Annotated in this window: 14 protein-coding genes and 1 pseudogene; 13 read left to right on the top strand and 2 right to left on the bottom strand. The window is 68.5% G+C overall.

Going from position 1 to position 16856, the window contains the following annotated elements:
• The first annotated feature begins 74 nt into the window (after positions 1-74).
• The 13 genes and pseudogenes from AB0M63_RS35020 to AB0M63_RS34960 all read left to right on the top strand — a co-directional run bounded on the left by AB0M63_RS35020 (position 75) and on the right by AB0M63_RS34960 (position 15395).
• Positions 75-1370 carry an extracellular solute-binding protein gene (locus AB0M63_RS35020; protein WP_366022164.1) on the top strand — a complete coding sequence of 432 codons (1296 nt, stop codon included), beginning with the start codon at positions 75-77 and terminating at the stop codon, positions 1368-1370.
• A 4-nt stretch (positions 1371-1374) separates the two neighbouring features.
• Complete coding sequence (locus AB0M63_RS35015; RefSeq protein WP_366022163.1) at positions 1375-2256, top strand: sugar ABC transporter permease; 882 nt, start codon at positions 1375-1377, stop codon at positions 2254-2256.
• The gene (locus AB0M63_RS35010; protein ID WP_366022162.1) at positions 2253-3098 is read left to right on the top strand and encodes a carbohydrate ABC transporter permease; all 846 of its coding nucleotides are present in this window, start codon (positions 2253-2255) and stop codon (positions 3096-3098) included. The genes AB0M63_RS35015 and AB0M63_RS35010 overlap by 4 nt, the downstream gene beginning before the upstream one ends.
• 1 nt (position 3099) lies before the next feature.
• The gene (locus AB0M63_RS35005; RefSeq protein ID WP_366022161.1) at positions 3100-4731 is read left to right on the top strand and encodes a beta-N-acetylhexosaminidase; all 1632 of its coding nucleotides are present in this window, start codon (positions 3100-3102) and stop codon (positions 4729-4731) included.
• A gap of 255 nt (positions 4732-4986) precedes the next feature.
• Positions 4987-5880 (top strand): FAD binding domain-containing protein, encoded by an 894-nt coding sequence (locus tag AB0M63_RS35000; RefSeq protein ID WP_355913164.1) that lies wholly within the window; start codon positions 4987-4989, stop codon positions 5878-5880.
• Positions 5877-7511: a 2Fe-2S iron-sulfur cluster-binding protein gene (locus tag AB0M63_RS34995; protein ID WP_366022160.1), complete on the top strand. Its 1635-nt coding sequence runs from the start codon at positions 5877-5879 to the stop codon at positions 7509-7511. Before AB0M63_RS35000 ends, AB0M63_RS34995 begins: the two co-directional genes overlap by 4 nt.
• Entirely contained in the window at positions 7508-9823 is a 2316-nt protein-coding gene (locus AB0M63_RS34990; protein ID WP_355913170.1) for a molybdopterin cofactor-binding domain-containing protein, read from the top strand. The genes AB0M63_RS34995 and AB0M63_RS34990 overlap by 4 nt, the downstream gene beginning before the upstream one ends.
• A gap of 51 nt (positions 9824-9874) precedes the next feature.
• Positions 9875-10265 (top strand): annotated as a pseudogene (locus tag AB0M63_RS34985) (phosphotransferase).
• Positions 10266-10445: 180 nt separating this feature from the next.
• Positions 10446-11615: an SUKH-4 family immunity protein gene (locus tag AB0M63_RS34980; protein ID WP_366022159.1), complete on the top strand. Its 1170-nt coding sequence runs from the start codon at positions 10446-10448 to the stop codon at positions 11613-11615.
• A 140-nt stretch (positions 11616-11755) separates the two neighbouring features.
• Positions 11756-12475, top strand: a complete 720-nt coding sequence (locus AB0M63_RS34975; RefSeq protein ID WP_366022158.1) for a DinB family protein — start codon at positions 11756-11758, stop codon at positions 12473-12475.
• Between the two features lie 189 nt (positions 12476-12664).
• Positions 12665-14233 (top strand): hypothetical protein, encoded by a 1569-nt coding sequence (locus AB0M63_RS34970; RefSeq protein ID WP_366022157.1) that lies wholly within the window; start codon positions 12665-12667, stop codon positions 14231-14233.
• A 132-nt stretch (positions 14234-14365) separates the two neighbouring features.
• Positions 14366-14827 (top strand): GntR family transcriptional regulator, encoded by a 462-nt coding sequence (locus AB0M63_RS34965; RefSeq protein ID WP_366022156.1) that lies wholly within the window; start codon positions 14366-14368, stop codon positions 14825-14827.
• 1 nt (position 14828) lies between these two features.
• Positions 14829-15395, top strand: a complete 567-nt coding sequence (locus AB0M63_RS34960; protein WP_366022155.1) for an HD domain-containing protein — start codon at positions 14829-14831, stop codon at positions 15393-15395.
• On the opposite strand, the gene AB0M63_RS34955 is transcribed toward AB0M63_RS34960, so the two are convergent.
• Positions 15383-15856, bottom strand: coding sequence for an NUDIX domain-containing protein (locus tag AB0M63_RS34955; protein WP_366022154.1), 474 nt, complete (start codon positions 15854-15856; stop codon positions 15383-15385). The two genes, AB0M63_RS34960 and AB0M63_RS34955, sit on opposite strands and share 13 nt — an antisense overlap.
• 2 nt (positions 15857-15858) lie before the next feature.
• On the bottom strand, positions 15859-16617 hold the full coding sequence (locus tag AB0M63_RS34950; protein WP_366022153.1) for a helix-turn-helix transcriptional regulator: 759 nt from the start codon (positions 16615-16617) through the stop codon (positions 15859-15861).
• Between the last annotated feature and the right edge of the window lie 239 nt (positions 16618-16856).

The raw sequence follows: 16856 nt of genomic DNA, 5'->3' as shown, positions 1-16856 counted from the left end.
CCGTGGTGTTGTGCAGAGCGAAACGCCAATTGCGCATGTTGCAACGCACGCCCGGACTCTCGGAGGAACGCTCCATGAAGCTCGCCCCCAGATTCGCCGTACTCCTGGCGGCCGCCGCTGTCGTCGCCGGCTGCGCCCCCCAGACCTCCGACAACTCCTCGTCGGACAAGGACGACCAGAGCGGCACCCTGCGCGTGTGGCTCTTCCAGGAGGTCGGCAACGACCCGAAGGCGAAGGTCGTCGACTCCGTGGTCACCGCCTTCGAGAAGGCCCACAAGGGCACCAAGGTGGACGTCGAGTACATCCCGATCGACACCCGCGCCCAGCGCGTCAAGGCCGCCTTCAACGACCCGAAGTCCGCGCCCGACGTGATGGAGTACGGCAACACGGACACGGCCGGCTACGTCCACGACGGCGGACTCCTCGACGTCACCAAGGAGTTCGGCGCCTGGAGCGAGGCCAAGGACACCGACCCCACCGCGAAGCAGTCGGTCACCGTCGACGGCAAGGTGTACGGCTCGCCGTTCTACGTCGGCGTCCGCGCCCTCTACTACCGCACCGACGTCTTCAAGAGCCTCGGCCTCCAACCCCCCAAGACCATGGCCGAGTTGGCGGCCACCGCCCGCAAGATCCACAAGGCGAGGTCCGATCTCTACGGCCTTGTCGTCGGCGGCGCCTACACCTACGGCGCGATGCCCTTCGTCTGGGCCAACGGCGGTGAACTCGCCACCGCCAAGGGCGGTTCGTACACCTCCGCGATCGACAGCGCCGCCGCCCAGAAGGGCATCAAGGCCTACACCTCGCTGTTCACCGGCGACAACTGTCCCGCCGCCAAGTGCGCGGTCATGGGCGGCAACGACACGATCACCGCGTTCGCGGCCGGCAAGGCGGGCATGGCGATCGGCGGCGACTTCAGCCACAGCGCGGTCGAGGCCGGCAAGGTCAAGGGCAAGTACGCGGTCGTACCGCTGCCCGGTGTCGCGTCCGGCTCGGTCGCCCCCGCGTTCGCCGGCGGCAACAACATCGGTGTCCTGAAGAGCACTTCGCACCGCACGCTCGCGGTGGACCTGATGGAACAGCTCACCTCGAAGACCACCCAGGCCTCGATGTTCGACGCGATGGGTTTCCTGCCGACGTTCACGGACGTCCGCGACGCCGCCGCCGCGAAGGTGCCCTTCGAGAAGCCGTTCGTCCAGACGCTCGCCGCGGGCACCAAGTTCGTTCCCGCGTCGCCCGGTTGGTCGGAGATCGACTCCTCGCTGGTGCTGCCGACGATGCTCCAGGAGGTCATCAGCGGCAAGAAGAGCGTGGCGGCGGCCTCGAAGGACGCCGCGGGGAAGATGAACGACGCGTTCAGCTCCGCGGGTTGAGCTGGTGCGTACCCGAACGGCCTGGACCCCCTGGCTCTATCTCGCCCCCGCCCTCGTCGTCCTCGGCGGTCTGCTCGTCTACCCGATCTACCAACTCGGCCTGATCTCCTTCTTCCAGTACACCCAGGCCCAGGTCAGCGGCGGCGCGCCGACCACCTTCGAGGGCTTCGGCAACTACACGGCCCTGTTCTCCGACAGCCAGTTCTGGCAGGTGCTCCTGTCGACCGTGCTGTTCGCGGGGGCCTGTGTCGTCTCGACCCTCGCCGTCGGCTGCGCGCTCGCCGTGCTGCTCACCCGGGTGCGTGCCGTGCCCCGACTCGTCCTGATGCTGGCCGCGTTGGGGGCGTGGGCGACACCGGCGGTGACCGGGTCGACGGTCTGGCTGCTCCTGTTCGACCCGGACTTCGGCCCGGTGAACCGGGTCCTGGGCCTCGGGGACCACTCCTGGACGTACGGGCGCATCAGCGCGTTCCTCCTCGTCCTGCTCGAAGTGGTGTGGTGCTCCTTCCCGTTCGTGATGGTGACGGTCTACGCCGGCATCCGCGCCGTACCCTCCGAGGTCCTGGAGGCCGCTGCCCTGGACGGCGCCTCTCAGTGGCGCATCTGGCGGTCCGTCCTCACGCCGATGCTCCGGCCGATCCTGACCGTCGTCACCATCCAGTCCGTCATCTGGGACTTCAAGGTCTTCACCCAGATCTACGTCATGACGGGCGGCGGCGGTATCGCGGGCCAGAACCTCGTCCTGAACGTGTACGCCTACCAACAGGCGTTCGCGTCCTCGAAATACAGCCTCGGCTCGGCGATCGGCGTCGTGATGCTCCTGATGCTGCTCGCCGTCACGCTGGTCTATCTGCGCCTGCTGCGCAGGCAGGGGGAGGAGCTGTGAGTCTGCTCCGCGGTTTTGTACGACGGCCCTGGCGGCTCGCGGCCGAGGCCTCGGCGCTGCTGATCGCGGTCGTGGTCGCCTTCCCCCTCTATTGGATGGTGCTCAGCGCCTTCAAACCGGCCGGTGAGATCGAGTCGAGCCAGCCGCGGCCGTGGACGCTCGCGCCTTCCCTGGACTCGTTCCGGCGGGTGTTCGGGCAGCAGGAATTCGGCCGTTACTTCGTCAACAGCCTTGTCGTGGCGGGCACGGTGGTCATCGTCTCGGCACTGGTCGCCTTTCTCGCCGCGACGGCCGTGACCCGATTCCGGTTCCGCTTCCGGACCACCCTCCTGATCATGTTCCTGGTGGCCCAGATGGTGCCCGTGGAGGCGCTGACGATCCCCCTGTTCTTCACCATGCGGGGCCTCGGTCTGCTGAACACCCTGGGGTCGCTGATCCTGCCTCAGATCGCGTTCTCGCTGCCGTTCGCGATCTGGATGCTGCGGGGGTTCGTGAAAGCCGTACCGGACGCGCTGGAGGAGGCCGCGTACATCGACGGGGCGAGCCGGACGCGATTCCTGTGGCAGATCCTTTTCCCGCTCGTCTTCCCGGGGCTGGTCGCCACGAGCGTCTTTTCCTTCATCTCGGCCTGGAACGACTTCCTCTTCGCCAAGTCCTTCATCATCAGCGACACTTCCCAGTCCACCCTGCCGATGGCCCTTCTGGTCTTCTACAAGCCCGACGACCCGGACTGGGGCGGGGTCATGGCGGCCTCCACGGTGATGACGATTCCGGTGCTGGTGTTCTTCGTACTCGTACAGCGACGTCTGGTCTCGGGGCTGGGCGGAGCGGTAAAGGACTGACGTGACTTCAGAGACGGAACTGATTCCGGCGCCCGTCGCCGTCGAGGGCCCCACCCGCTGCGGTTTCCTCTTCGAGGCGGATACGGCCCTGTGGGGCGAACCCGGCACCGAGGGCACGCAGCGGTGGCTCCGCTCCACGCTCGGCGGGGCCCTCGGGCTGCCGCTGCCGCCGGGTGAGGAGGGCGCCCGCAACACGGTCGCGCTGCGCCTCGACGGCACCCTGGCCCCGGAGGCGTACCGCCTGGAAGTGGTCACCACATGGGGTGTCGTGATCACGGGCGGCAGCCCGGCCGGCGTGTTCTGGGGCGCGCAGACGCTACGTCAACTCCTGGGCCCCGCCGCCTTCCGGCGCGCCCCCGTCCGTCCTGACATGACCCACGTCGTGCCGCACCAGACCATCGACGACGCGCCCCGTTTCCCCTGGCGCGGCCTCATGCTCGACGTCGCTCGGCACTTCATGCCCAAGGATGGCGTCCTGCGCTACCTGGACCTCATGGCGGCGCACAAACTCAACGTCTTCCACTTCCACCTGACGGACGACCAGGGCTGGCGCGTCGAGATCCAGCGGTACCCGAAGCTGACCGAGATCGGCTCCTGGCGGTCCCGCACGAAATTCGGCCACCGTGCCTCACCCCTGTGGGACGACAAGCCGCACGGCGGCTTCTACACGCGGGACGACATCCGCGAGATCGTCGCCTACGCCGCCGAGCGGCATATCACCGTGGTCCCCGAAATCGACGTACCGGGACACTCGCAGGCCGCCATCGCCGCGTATCCGGAACTCGGCAACACGGACACCATCGACACCAACTCCCTCTCCGTCTGGGACACCTGGGGGATCAACCCAAACGTACTGGCCCCCACTGACAACACCCTGCGCTTCTACGAGGGGGTCTTCGAGGAACTCCTGGAGCTGTTCCCCTCGGAGTTCATTCACGTCGGCGGCGACGAATGCCCCAAGGACCAGTGGAAGCAGTCTCCGGCCGCGCAGGCGCGTATCGCGGAACTCGGGCTCGCGGACGAGGACGCGTTGCAGTCGTGGTTCATCGGACACTTCGACAAGTGGCTCTCCGCGCGCGGGAGAAGGCTCGTCGGCTGGGACGAGATCCTGGAGGGCGGTCTCGCGGAGGGGGCCGTGGTGTCGTCCTGGCGCGGCTACGAGGGCGGGATCACCGCCGCCCGCGCGGGCCACGACGTCGTCATGTGCCCTGAACAGCACGTGTACTTGGACTGGCGGCAGGCCCCCGGAGAGGACGAGCCGGTACCGATCGCCCATGTGCGCACCCTGGAGGACGTCTACCGCTTCGAGCCGGTTCCCTCGCGGCTCACCGAGGCCGAGGCCCGTCATGTGCTGGGCACTCAGGCCAACGTGTGGACCGAGGTGATGGAGGACCACGCGCGCGTGGACTACCAGACCTTCCCCAGGCTCGCGGCCTTCGCCGAGGTCGCCTGGAGCGCGCTTCCGGCCCCGGCGGAACGGGACTTCGCCGACTTCGAGCGCCGGATGACCGCCCACTACCGGCGACTCGACGCCCTGGGCGTCGCCTACCGCCCGCCCACCGGACCACTGCCGTGGCAGCGACGCCCCGGAGTGCTCGGCCGACCCAAGGACGGCCCGCCCCCGAACGCGTGAAGCACCGTGGAGGACGCGTAGAACACGTAATGGAAAAAGACCCCAAGAGTCACCGATGAGTGGCAATTCGCGCGTACCGGTGATGCCGTACGAAAACGGACCATCTCCCTGATGAGGCGGGCGAATGCCTCCTAGCGGACCCCCGCGTTCGGGTCTTGCGAAGATGTGCCAGAGTTGCCACGTCCGCCCTGTCAGCACGTACCGTACGGCAGCAACAGGTGGGACCAGGTGGGGCAGCGGGAAGGGGCAGCCGGTTTGACCACGCACGCACCGCAGGCGGGGCAGTCCGTCACGCTGCCCACAACGCTGGACGAGGCCGTGGCGGCGCTCACGGCCCTGCCCACGGCCGTTCCCGTGGCCGGCGGCACCGACCTCATGGCGGCCGTCAACTCGGGGCAGCTCAGGCCCAGCGCGCTGGTCGGTCTCGGCCGGATCAGCGAGATCCGCGGCTGGCAGTACCAGGACGGGCACGCGCTGCTCGGCGCGGGCCTCACGCACGCCCGTATGGGCCGCCCCGACTTCGCCGCCCTCATCCCGGCGCTCGCGGCCTCCGCGCGTGCGGCGGGCCCGCCGCAGATCCGCAACGCGGGCACCCTGGGCGGCAACATCGCCTCGGCCGCGCCCACCGGTGACGCGCTGCCCGTACTGGCCGCCCTGGAGGCGACGCTGATCATCGCGGGCCAGGACGGCGCCCGCCGGGAGATCCCGGTGTCGCACCTCCTGGCCGGCGTGGAGATGCTGCGCGGCGGCGAACTCATCGGCTTCGTGCGCGTGCCCCTGCTGCACGCCCCGCAGGTCTTCCTGAAGGCGACCGGCCGGACCGGCCCGGGGCGCTCGGTGGCGTCCGTCGCGGTCGTCCTCGACCCCGCCCGGCGCGGGGTCAGGTGCGCCGTCGGCGCCATAGCGCCGATGCCGCTGAGACCACTGGACGCCGAGCAGTGGGTGGCCCGGCTGATCGACTGGGACAACAGCCGCACGATCGTCCCCGAGGCGCTCAGCGCCTTCGGGGAGTACGTCGCCGCGGCCTGCATCCCCGACCCGGTCCCGGCCGAGGACGGGACCGTGGAGCAACTGCCGCCCGCCGTACTGCACCTGCGGCGCACCGTCGCCGCACTGGCCCGACGAGCACTCGGGAGGGCGCTGTCGTGACCGACGACCAGCACGGAGAGGGCACCCCCCAGGGAGGCGGACGCTGGGACCCGCTGCCCCAAGGGGACTACGACGACGGTGCCACGGCCTTCGTGAAACTCCCCGAAGGGGGCATCGACGCCCTCCTGGCCGCCCCGGGCCACGGTTATGTGCCGCCGCCCATAGAGGCCACCCCCGCCCCGGACGCCGACGGCGACCCGTCGGGCACCGGCTCCTGGGCGCGGCCCGCCGAGGGCGTCCAGTGGCCCGACCCGAACGCCGTGGGGCAGCAGGGCACCGCCGGGGACGACCGGTTCTCGTACCACCCCGGGTCCACCGGCCAGTGGACCTTCCAGGACACCGGCGCCCAGGACGCGGGCGCCGCTCCCGGCCGCGATGTGACCGGGGAGTGGTCGATCCCCGTGGCCGGCGGTGATCTCCCGGACGAATCGGGCGAGTTCACCACGTCGGCCCTGGTCGAGCAGTGGGGCGGCACCCCGCCGGCCACCCTGCCCGGCGGGGCCCCCGCGCCCTGGGCGACGGACGGCGCGGGCCAGAACTGGGCACAGCAGGCCGCGTCCGGCGCGGACGTGGCCGAGCACACCGACGGCCGGGGCGTGGAACTCCCGCCGGACACGCGCGCGACCGGCGAGGTCTCGGCGCAGGCGGCCACCCGACCGCCCCCCGAGACGACCCGGCAGCCGTACACGGAACCCCAGGGCGACCCGTACGCGTACGGCGACACCGCGGGCGACCCCTACCGCGACGCGCACGCAGACCGTCACGACGACCCCGCCGCCGAACTCGCCGCAGCCGACGTGCAGTCGGCGCACGGGAGCGATGGGGCGGGCGACGACACCGAAGGGCCCGCGGAGGCCGCTGAGGGGCCCGCTGAGCCCTCCGCGGCGGCCGAAGTGGACGAGGGTGTCGAAGCCGCTCCGGAGGCCGCTGAGGCGCCCGTGACGGCCGTCGACACCGACGCGCCGGACGAGGCCGCCGAACCGACCCCGAAGATCCCCGGCGAGGAACACCCGCTCGCCTCCTACGTGTTGCGCGTCAACGGCGCCGACCGCCCCGTCACCGACGCCTGGATCGGCGAGTCGCTGCTGTACGTGCTGCGCGAGCGGCTCGGGCTCGCGGGCGCCAAGGACGGCTGCTCGCAGGGCGAGTGCGGGGCCTGCAACGTCCAGGTCGACGGACGGCTCGTCGCCTCCTGCCTGGTGCCCGCCGTCACCGCCGCCGGCAGCGAGGTCCGTACGGTCGAGGGACTGGCCGTCGAGGGCCAGCCCTCCGACGTGCAGCGGGCCCTCGCCAAGTGCGGGGCCGTGCAGTGCGGTTTCTGCGTGCCCGGCATGGCGATGACCGTGCACGACCTCCTGGAGGGCAACCCGGCACCCACCGAACTGGAGGCGCGCCAGGCCCTGTGCGGGAACCTGTGCCGCTGCTCCGGCTACCGGGGCGTCCTGGACGCCGTACAGGAAGTCGTCGCCGAACGGGAGGCGCACGCCGCTGCCGCCGAACCTGAGTCGGACGGCGACGAGCCGCGTATTCCCCATCAGGCGGGCCCCGGAGCCGGTGGTGTCCACCAGTCGGCGTTCGAGTCACCGCGCACGCAGGACCAGGTGTACGGCCAGGACGGAGGCCAGGCGTGAGCAACGAAACCGTCGCCGCGACCACGGAGGCCGCGCCCGCCCCGGAGCATCCGGGACACGGCCTGGGCGCCTCCCTCCCGGCCGCCGACGCCCGCGCCAAGACCGAGGGCACCTTCCCGTACGCCGCCGACCTGTGGGCCGAGGGCCTCCTGTGGGCGGCCGTCCTGCGCTCACCCCATCCGCACGCCCGCATCGTGTCCGTCGACACGTCCCACGCGCGCGACATGCCCGGCGTACGGGCCGTCATCACCCACGAGGACGTGCCCGGCAGCGACCGGTACGGCCGGGGCACGGCCGACCGCCCGGTGTTCGCCTCCGAGGTGGTGCGCCACCACGGGGAGCCCATCGCCGCCGTCGCCGCCGACCACCCCGACACCGCGCGGATGGCCGCCGCGGCCATCATGGTCGAGTACGAGGTACTCGACCCGGTGACCGACCCCGAGCAGGCCTTCGAGGCCGAACCGCTGCACCCCGACGGCAACCTGATCCGGCACATCCCGCTGCGCCACGGCGACCCGGACGCGGCCGGCGACATCGTCGTCGAGGGCCTGTACCGCATCGGCCGCCAGGACCCCGCCCCCATCGGCGCCGAGGCCGGTCTCGCCGTGCCCCGCCCCGACGGCGGCGTCGAGCTGTACCTCGCCTCCACGGACCCGCACTCCGACCGCGACACGGCCGCCGCCTGCTACGGCCTGGAACCCGACCGCGTGAAGGTCGTCGTCACCGGCGTCCCCGGGGCCACCGCCGACCGCGAGGACCAGGGCTTCCAACTCCCGCTCGGACTGCTGGCGTTGAAGACCGGCTGCCCGGTCAAACTCACCGCCACGCGCGAGGAGTCCTTCCTCGGCCACACCCACCGCCACCCCACGCTCCTGCGCTACCGCCACCACGCCGACGAGGACGGCCGCCTGGTGAAGGTCGAGGCCCAGGTGCTGCTCGACGCGGGCGCCTACGCCGACACCTCCTCGGAGGCCCTGGCCGCCGCCGTCTCCTTCGCCTGCGGCCCCTACGTCGTGCCGAACGCCTTCATCGAGGGCTGGGCCGTCCGCACCAACAACCCGCCCTCCGGGCATGTGCGCGGCGAGGGCGCCATGCAGGTCTGCGCCGCCTACGAGGCGCAGATGGACAAGCTCGCCAAGAAGCTCGCCGTCGACCCGGCCGAGCTGCGCCTGCGCAACGCCCTGGCCACCGGCGACGTCCTGCCGACCGGCCAGACGGTCACCTGCCCGGCACCGGTCGCCGAACTCCTCCAGGCCGTACGGGACTTCCCGCTGCCCGCCCTCCCCAAGGACACCCCCGAGGACGAGTGGCTGCTGCCCGGCGGCCCCGAGGGCGCGGGCGAACCGGGCGCGGTGCGCCGGGGCGTCGGCTACGGCGTCGGCATGGTGCACATGCTCGGCGCGGAGGGCGCCGACGAGGTCTCCACGGCCACCGTGAAGGTCCACGACGGCATCGCGACCGTCCTGTGCGCGGCCGTCGAGACCGGCCAGGGCTTCACCACCCTCGCCCGGCAGATCGTCCAGGAGACCCTCGGCATCGACGAGGTGCACGTCGCCCCCGTGGACACCGACCAGCCCCCCGCCGGCCCCGGCTGCCGGGGCCGCCACACCTGGGTCTCGGGCGGCGCGGTCGAACGGGCCGCGAAAATGGTCCGCACCCAGCTCCTCCAGCCCCTGGCGCACAAGTTCGGCATGTCGACCGAACTCCTCCAGATCACAGACGGAAAAATCACCTCCTACGACGGAGTCCTCTCGACGACCGTCACGGAGGCCATGGACGGCAAGGAACTTTGGGCCACCGCCCAATGCCGCCCCCACCCGACGGAACCTCTCGACGAGGCGGGCCAAGGCGATGCCTTCGTAGGGCTCGCGTTCTGCGCGATTCGCGCGGTGGTCGACGTCGACATCGAACTCGGCTCGGTACGGGTCGTCGAACTGGCCCTGGCCCAGGACGTCGGCCGGATCCTCAACCCGACCCAACTCGTCGCCCGCATCGAGGGCGGCGTAACCCAGGGCGTAGGCATCGCATTGACGGAAAACCTGCGCACCGCGCGCGGGTTGATCCGCCACCCCGACCTCACCGGTTACGCCCTGCCCACCGCCCTGGACACCCCCGACATCCGCATCGTGAAACTCGTCGAGGAGCGCGACGTGGTCGCCCCCTTCGGAGCGAAGCCGGTCAGCGCGGTACCGGTGGTCACCTCCCCGGCGGCCATCGCCTCCGCGGTACGCGCGGCGACGGGCCGCCCCGTGAACCGGCTGCCGATCCGGCCGCAGGCCGCGGTGGTGACGAACGGGCAGTACGGGCAGTAGGCGGGCGGGTGCTTCGGGGTGCTTGAGGGGGTTGTCCTCATCACCGGGGTGATGGCCGCGGGGAAGTCGACTGTGGCGCAGGCGCTCGCCGAGAGGCTGCCAAGGGCGGCGCATGTCCGGGGAGATGTGTTCCGGCGGATGATCGTGTCGGGGCGCGAGGAGTACGTTCCCGGTGCGGGCGGCGCGGGGGAGTCCCAACTCCGCTTGCGTCACCGACTGTCGGCGGCGACGGCGGACGGGTACGCGGCGGCGGGCTTCACGGCGATCGTCCAGGACGTGGTGCTGGGCGCGGAGATACGGAGCATGGACGGTCGAGGAGTTGGACGGCGTGCTGCGGAGCCACACCCCACGCATCGGCCTGTGGCTGGACAACTCCGCGCTGACCGTGAGGGAGACGGTGGACGCGATCGTCGAGGGGCGGGAACGTTCGCGGGTGGTCTGAGCGTCTGGTGAGGTGAGGGCGTTTCGGATGTTCTGCGTGGTTCCGTGCCGCGCGAGGCGTTTTCGCTGGTCAGAGTCGTTGTCAGTGGTGCCGCGTAGTGTTTTGGGCAGTGGGGCTGAGGCGGCCGAACACCGATGTCGCACGGGCGGACGACGGGGAAGATTCATGCACGGGGGAGCAATGAGCACGACGACCGACGCCGGGTACACGGCGCTCACGATCACCTTGAGCGAGGACGACCTCGATCCGTACGTCACGCACGCCTCGACGCGCCGCTGGCTCACTGGCCCCGGACTGCCGGGCGACAGCGGCCTGTTGACGTTCGAGGAGCTGCTCAGGCAGGGCTTGCGGACGGTGGCGGACTCGTTGGGCGACCCCGGCCCGCTGTCGGAGGACCTCCGGAACCAGCTGGTGATAGGCGCGCTCAGGGGACCCGGCGGCGGGGAGGCGGAGTCGATCCTGCTGGACGGCGAGACGGGCGAGATCGCGACGACGTACTTCCTCCACGACCGCCCGGACCTGATGGAGGCCGGCCCGCTGGCCCCGTCGGTCGAGACGCTCACCCGCTTCACCGCGACGACGGACGAACTGACGGGCCTGCGCGGTCAGTTCGCCTCCTACGAGGGCCGTCACGGGACCAGGACGGCGGCGGAGGCCTCACGCCAACTGCTCGCGGTGTTCGAGTCGGAGACGGACGGCGAGGTGCCCCCGTTCTGGAAGGCGGCGGCACTCATCCGTCCGCTGGCCCTCGTCGCCGGCCCCGGCACCACTTCGGGACTGACCCTCGACATCCCGGCCCGCCTGCTGGACCAGGAGTTCGGCCAGGGCACGGTCGCCCGCTTCGAGGACGTCGACTTCCCCGCGACCCTCACCCACGAACCGACCCGCCGCTTCCTGCGCGAGACGGGCCTGCCCGAGGACGCCTTCCTCTTCCAACTGGACACGGACGTCCCGCTCCCCACCCTCACCGAGTTCTACGAGGACGAGCCCGCCGAGCAACTCCCGCCCCGCGCCGACCACTTGATCCGCCTCGGCTACCTGATAGAGGACAACAGCCTGGTGGTGGACGGCACGACGGGCGAGATCCTGACCTGGAGCGGGCCCGAGGCCACGCTGTCCCCGCTGAACACGGACGTCTCGACCCTCGCCTTCACTCTCTGGTTGCTGCACCGGGAGAGGTCCCTCGACGCGGACCTGGCGGGCGAGCTGACGGCAGAGGCGTACGACCAGTTGGCCACGACGATGCTCCAGACCCTGTCGGCGGTGGACCCGACAGGGACGGGAGCCCGGACCGCCGACTGGCACTACTGGACGGAGGCGTTCCAGGACGAGGCGGGCGGCGTGCTCTGAGCGGGGTGTTCTGAGCGTGTGTCCTGTCACGAACGCCGCGCCGAGGAAGCCGGGGAATTCGTTCGCGCCGCTATGAGGCGAGCCGCTACGGTCCGCCTGACCGCGACGATGCACGAGCCGCGACGGCGAGGGGAACCGGCATGGCGACCGAGCGCACAAGGACCGACCGACTGCACATACTCCTCGAACAGTTCGACAAGGCCCGGGAGATGGCCCAGGTCCGACTGACGGGACTCGGTGACGAGGAGTACCTCTGGGAGCCGGCCCCCGACTGCTGGTCGCTGCGGCGCCGGAGCGAGGCGGTGACACCGAGGGCGTTCGGACCGGGCGAGTGGGTGCTGGACCTGGGAGCACCGGACATCCCGGCGAGCGAGTACGCCGAGGTCGCCCGCCAGTCCGCCGACGGCATGACCGTGGCCAAGATCGCCGAGGACTGGAGCGTGAGCGTCGAACGGGTCGAGCAGATCCTCGCCCACACCGGCGAACCGGAACCCGACACGACCCCGATCACGACCATCGCGTGGCGCCTGGGCCACCTGCACTTCGAGTTCGCGGGCGCGTGGGAGTGGACGTTCGGCGAGCGGCGCCAGGACCCGAAGCAGATGGTCGACTTCACCCCCTCGGCGACCCTGACCCTCGACCGCTTCTGGCCGGTGATCGACCGCTGGCGCACGGCGATCGCCACAGTCACCGACACCCAACTCGACACGGTCGGCTTCTCCCAGTACCCCTACGGCTCCGACCCCGACGACCCGTACATCGCCGTGCTGGCCGGCGCCAACCTCGAATTCATCCACCACATGGCGGAGATCGCCCTGCTACGGGACCTGTGGCGAACCCGCCTCACGGCCAGCGGGTAGCGCCGCCCTTTCGTTCTGCCTGGTCAGGCAGTTGGAGGCCGTGGCGGGAATCGAACCCGCGTAACTCGCTTTGCAGGTTTGTCCGGGCTGGTCAGAGCTTGGTCCGGACGCGTTCACTGGCGTTCAGACCCGCACGGAAGTTGTGCGCAAAGGGGCGGGGCGAACGGCTCTGGACGGCCGCGTACGGCGATGAACGAGACGGAAACTGAGACGGGCGCGGCTGGGTCGACGGGCCCCGGCCGTCACATGGTCGTTCTGCTCTACGCCGAGCAATTCCACCGGAAGCCATGCAGAGCAGACCCATCGATCGCACAATCTGTAGGCGACTGGGAGAACAACGAGGCGGGGGACGTAGAGATGGTCAGCGCGGATGGGGAACTGGGTCAGCCTCAGCGGGGAACGCTTGAGCGGATCAGGGCACTGCAGGCGCGAATAAGGTCAGCAATGCAGCAGTTGAGGAGCCTGCCTGAGGAGGGGGAACGCCGGGTCGAGCGCTACGCGCAGGAGCGGGTCGAGAAGCTTCATGCGTTGAGCAGTCTGGACGAAACTGTGCGGTCTCGGATTGAGGCCACCATCTCTGCTACGGCCCGCGAAGCCCATATTGGCGAGGGCAGGATGACCACCCTCCGTGAATTTCGGGCCCAGCACCGTTGGATGCGATGGATTTCGAATTTCTTGGTTGCTTTCATTCTGTGGTGGGTGCTTTTGGTGTGGGCTGTCTCGCTGCCGCTAGCGCATCTTTCCCCTTCCGATGGATCGGACGCGACTGCTCTTGCTGCCGTAGTGTTTATTTTTGTCATCTCACCTTTCGGGAAGCTGCTACAGCGTCGTAATGAGCGCTACGGTGCATTAAAATCCGCCCTCGTAATAGTTGGTTTTTCGGCCCTCTTGGCTCTGACGCGTGATTGGTGGATTCATGAGGTGCTAAAACTTACTGCCGACCCTGCGATTCAAACCTGGCATCCTTATGACGGTCGCTCGACAGGTGGCATGGAAGGGGGCGCCATGCTGGCCGCGATGACGAAGATTTGGTTCAGGGTCTCCTTCCTCTGGTTCCTTATAGAAGGAGGCAAGGTGATGCTGCTTACTGCTGGCACGGCGGCGCCGAGTGCGTCTGCATCTGCTGTGTTAGTGGACTCGTTTCTAGACGTAGCCTGGCGTCTAGAAGATGTGGCGGGGAGAATTCGGCGCGACCCGGGGGAGGGGGAGTCTTTAATCAACGCATACGAATATCTCTCATCGCCCGAGCGAAAGCAGCTTGTTGACCAGTTGGAATCGACGGCTCGCTTCGTTGAAGGTCATTGGTACAAGACTGCACGCCTGAAAGACCATACGGTAAATATTGAAGTTCGGCGAATAGCCGATGGAATTGCTGCATCTGTGCGTCGCTGGAAGCCTGTGCTGGCGGTAGGGGGACAGGAAGGCTTGGAGGAAATGAGGGGGGCATTCGCCCTGGCCGTCCTCAATGCTGCGGACGGAGAGTGGGGGCAGTTGGCCAGCGATGTATCAGCCAGGGAATTGTTCAGCCGCCGCCTCTTTAAGGTCCTCCGTAGGATGCTCGCACTCTTCGTCCTCGCTGTGGCTGTGGTGCTTGTTTTTGTAAGGCCGTTCAGTTGGTCCGAGAGTATGGGGAATTACGCCGTTGCGGCACCATTTATGGTTGCGGCTGCACTTTTGGCGGGATTCGTGGATCCCACGATTTACGATCGTATGGGTCCGGTTACGAAACTTGGGGCAGAACTCTTGCCTAAGCGGTGAACGTTTCATAGGAGGCGTTCTGTCGCTCAAGAGCCGGTCGGCAGCAATCCGCCTCAGATGCTTGGATGCTCCGGTCGGACGCTCGACATGGCACGCTTGGCCCTGACGATGAGAGACGAAGAGGGAGGGCGAGTGTCGCAGAAGGCGAGCCCGCGCGATACCTTCCGGCAGATCGCGGACGCTTTGAAGACTCGGATCAACGATGACCAGGAGATGGTAGAACTACCTCCGGTCTCAGAACTCATGGAGAGGTACGCCGTCTCACGTGGTGTCGTGCTGCGGGCGTTCCAGGCACTCCGACGGAGCGGTGAGGCAGAACCGGTACCCGGTGGCCGTTGGCGCGTGATCAGGCCGGGGGACGCGGTCGATCGGCGGCCGCTTGAGGAGCGGCTCGCGGCCATCATCACGGATGATCGCCTGGAGATCGGGGCACCGTTCCCTAGTGCGTCTGCTCTCGCCACCAGGTTCGGCGTCTCGCGCCCCACCGTGACAAAGGCGCTCGACAAGTTGGAGGCCGCTGGCGTGCTGGCAAGTGGAGGGCAGGGCAAGGTGCGGACCGTCCGCGCTGTGCCGAATCGAGAGGAGCGTTCGTAGCTTGTCGGAGCTGACGAAGTGGGCGTATTCCCTGGCTGAGTCCCTGCTGGCTGAGCCGCTGCCGCGTCGCTGGAAGCATTGCCTCGGAGTCGCCGAGCGTGCGCGCAGCATCGCACTCATTCTCGGGGAAGATGCTGAGTTGCTGGAAGCTACGGCCGTTCTGCACGACATCGGTTATGCACCCGACCTCGCTACGACCGGTTTCCACCCGCTCGATGGCGCCCGCTACCTGCGAGACGTGGTCAACGCCGACGAACGGGTCGTGCATCTGGTGGCGCATCACTCCTGCGCCTGGATGGAGGCCGAAGCGCGCGGCCTGCGCGCGGAGTTGGAGGGGGAGTTCCCTCGTGAGAGCGCGCACCTGAACGAGGCGCTCTGCTACTGCGACATGAACACCACGCCGGACGGCACGCCCACCAATCCCGTGGACCGCGTCAACGAGATCGCCGGTCGCTACGGGCCGGACAGCCTGATCGGCACGTTCATCCGTCGCGCCGAACCTGAGATTCTGGCGAGTACGTCGCGTGTGCTCGAACGGGTCGCCGCTGCGAAGCGTCAGCCGATGTAGGGAACCGGGCGGGTCCGGTCCATGGCGTGCTCGATCCGGAGGCGCATCGTGGGGTGGATGTCCAACTTCGACAGGTCCGATGGGTCCACCCATCGGACCTGAGTTGTCTCATTGCTCGTACGTACCTCGCCGCCGACCGGCCGCGCGCGGAAGCAGATGCTGAACTGCTGGCGGATCTCTCCATCGTCGTACTGCATCACATGACCCGGATCTGTGTAGATCCCGGACAGGTCGACGACTTCGGCCTTGATCCCGGTCTCTTCCCAGACCTCGCGCACCACGGTGTCGCTGATGGATTCGCCGACGTCGTGCCCGCCACCTGGTAGTGCCCAACGTCCGTTGTCGGACCGCTGGATCATCAGCACTTGGGCCGCGTCGTTCTCCACGAACGCCACGACGGATGGCACTACCGAGTTGGCCGGCGGTGCGTCGGGGTCGTGCAAGTAGTCGATGCGTCCCATGCTCAAGCTCCCGTGAAGTCGTGTTCCGTCACCTGGCGCGCGCCTCCCCAGGTCTGTTCGATGCTATTCGCATAGGTGTCGAAGAGCCCGCCGCCGGGCACTCGCCGCAGGTGCAGTACGGGAGCCATGTAGGCGCCGATGCCGTAGACGTGGGTGTTCACCAACATCTCGTCATCCGACCGGAAGAGCGAGTTGTACAGAGTCGCGTTGTGCAACCGGAAGTGGATATCCGGATGGCTGGTCAAGAGCGGGCGGTAGTTCATCAAGGCATTTCGGATCTTGCCGCCCATGATCCGATGACCTTCGTCTATCCCGCGCTGCTGAACTGCTGGGCAGTCAGGATCGCCAAGCAAGATCCGGATTTGAGCGGTCTCTTCAGCCTTCGCCTTGAGAAGGTCGATGAACTGGGGATCTTCCGACAGCCAGAGTCCCGCGTAGACCAGGATGTCCAGCCTCAGCCTTGCCCGTCCGTACATCTCGCGCCAGAGCCCTGCGGGCACCATGTGGCGGTGCGGATAGATGGTGACGATCTCCGCCTTGCTCATGTCCGCAGCGCTTTCGACGGCGCGGGAGTCGTCCCACAGAGTCGTCACGTCGACCGCCAGGACTGACGCTGTCGCGTACTGGTGTCGCCGGTACGGGACCTTCCCCTGCGTGATCCAGCGTTCGACGGTCTTCGCGTTGACGTTGATGGCGTCGGCCAGATCCTGCACCGTCATGCCCTGCGCCAACAGGGCCGACCGCAAGCGCTCGTTGGACATCTGCACTCCTGGTGGGACGTCTTGGGACGTCTTGAAGGTACCTAGACGTCCTCGGGACGTCCATGCAAGGGGTAACCAAGTCCCCTGACCTGGGGTGATTCTGATGGTGCGCCAAGAAGTCCCGGCGCAAAACCAAGAGGTTCCGTCGGTGTACTTGACGGCACCCCGTGCAGTACCTGTAAAACAGGTACTGCAACGCAGCGTCCGGAGGAAAGCCCGCAGGGGTGAGTACGAAGGAA

The organism is Streptomyces sp. NPDC051576, assembly GCF_040681835.1.
GTDB lineage: Bacteria > Actinomycetota > Actinomycetes > Streptomycetales > Streptomycetaceae > Streptomyces.
Note: the sequence above shows the minus strand (reverse complement) of the source record. Positions and strands in the feature narration are given on the sequence as shown.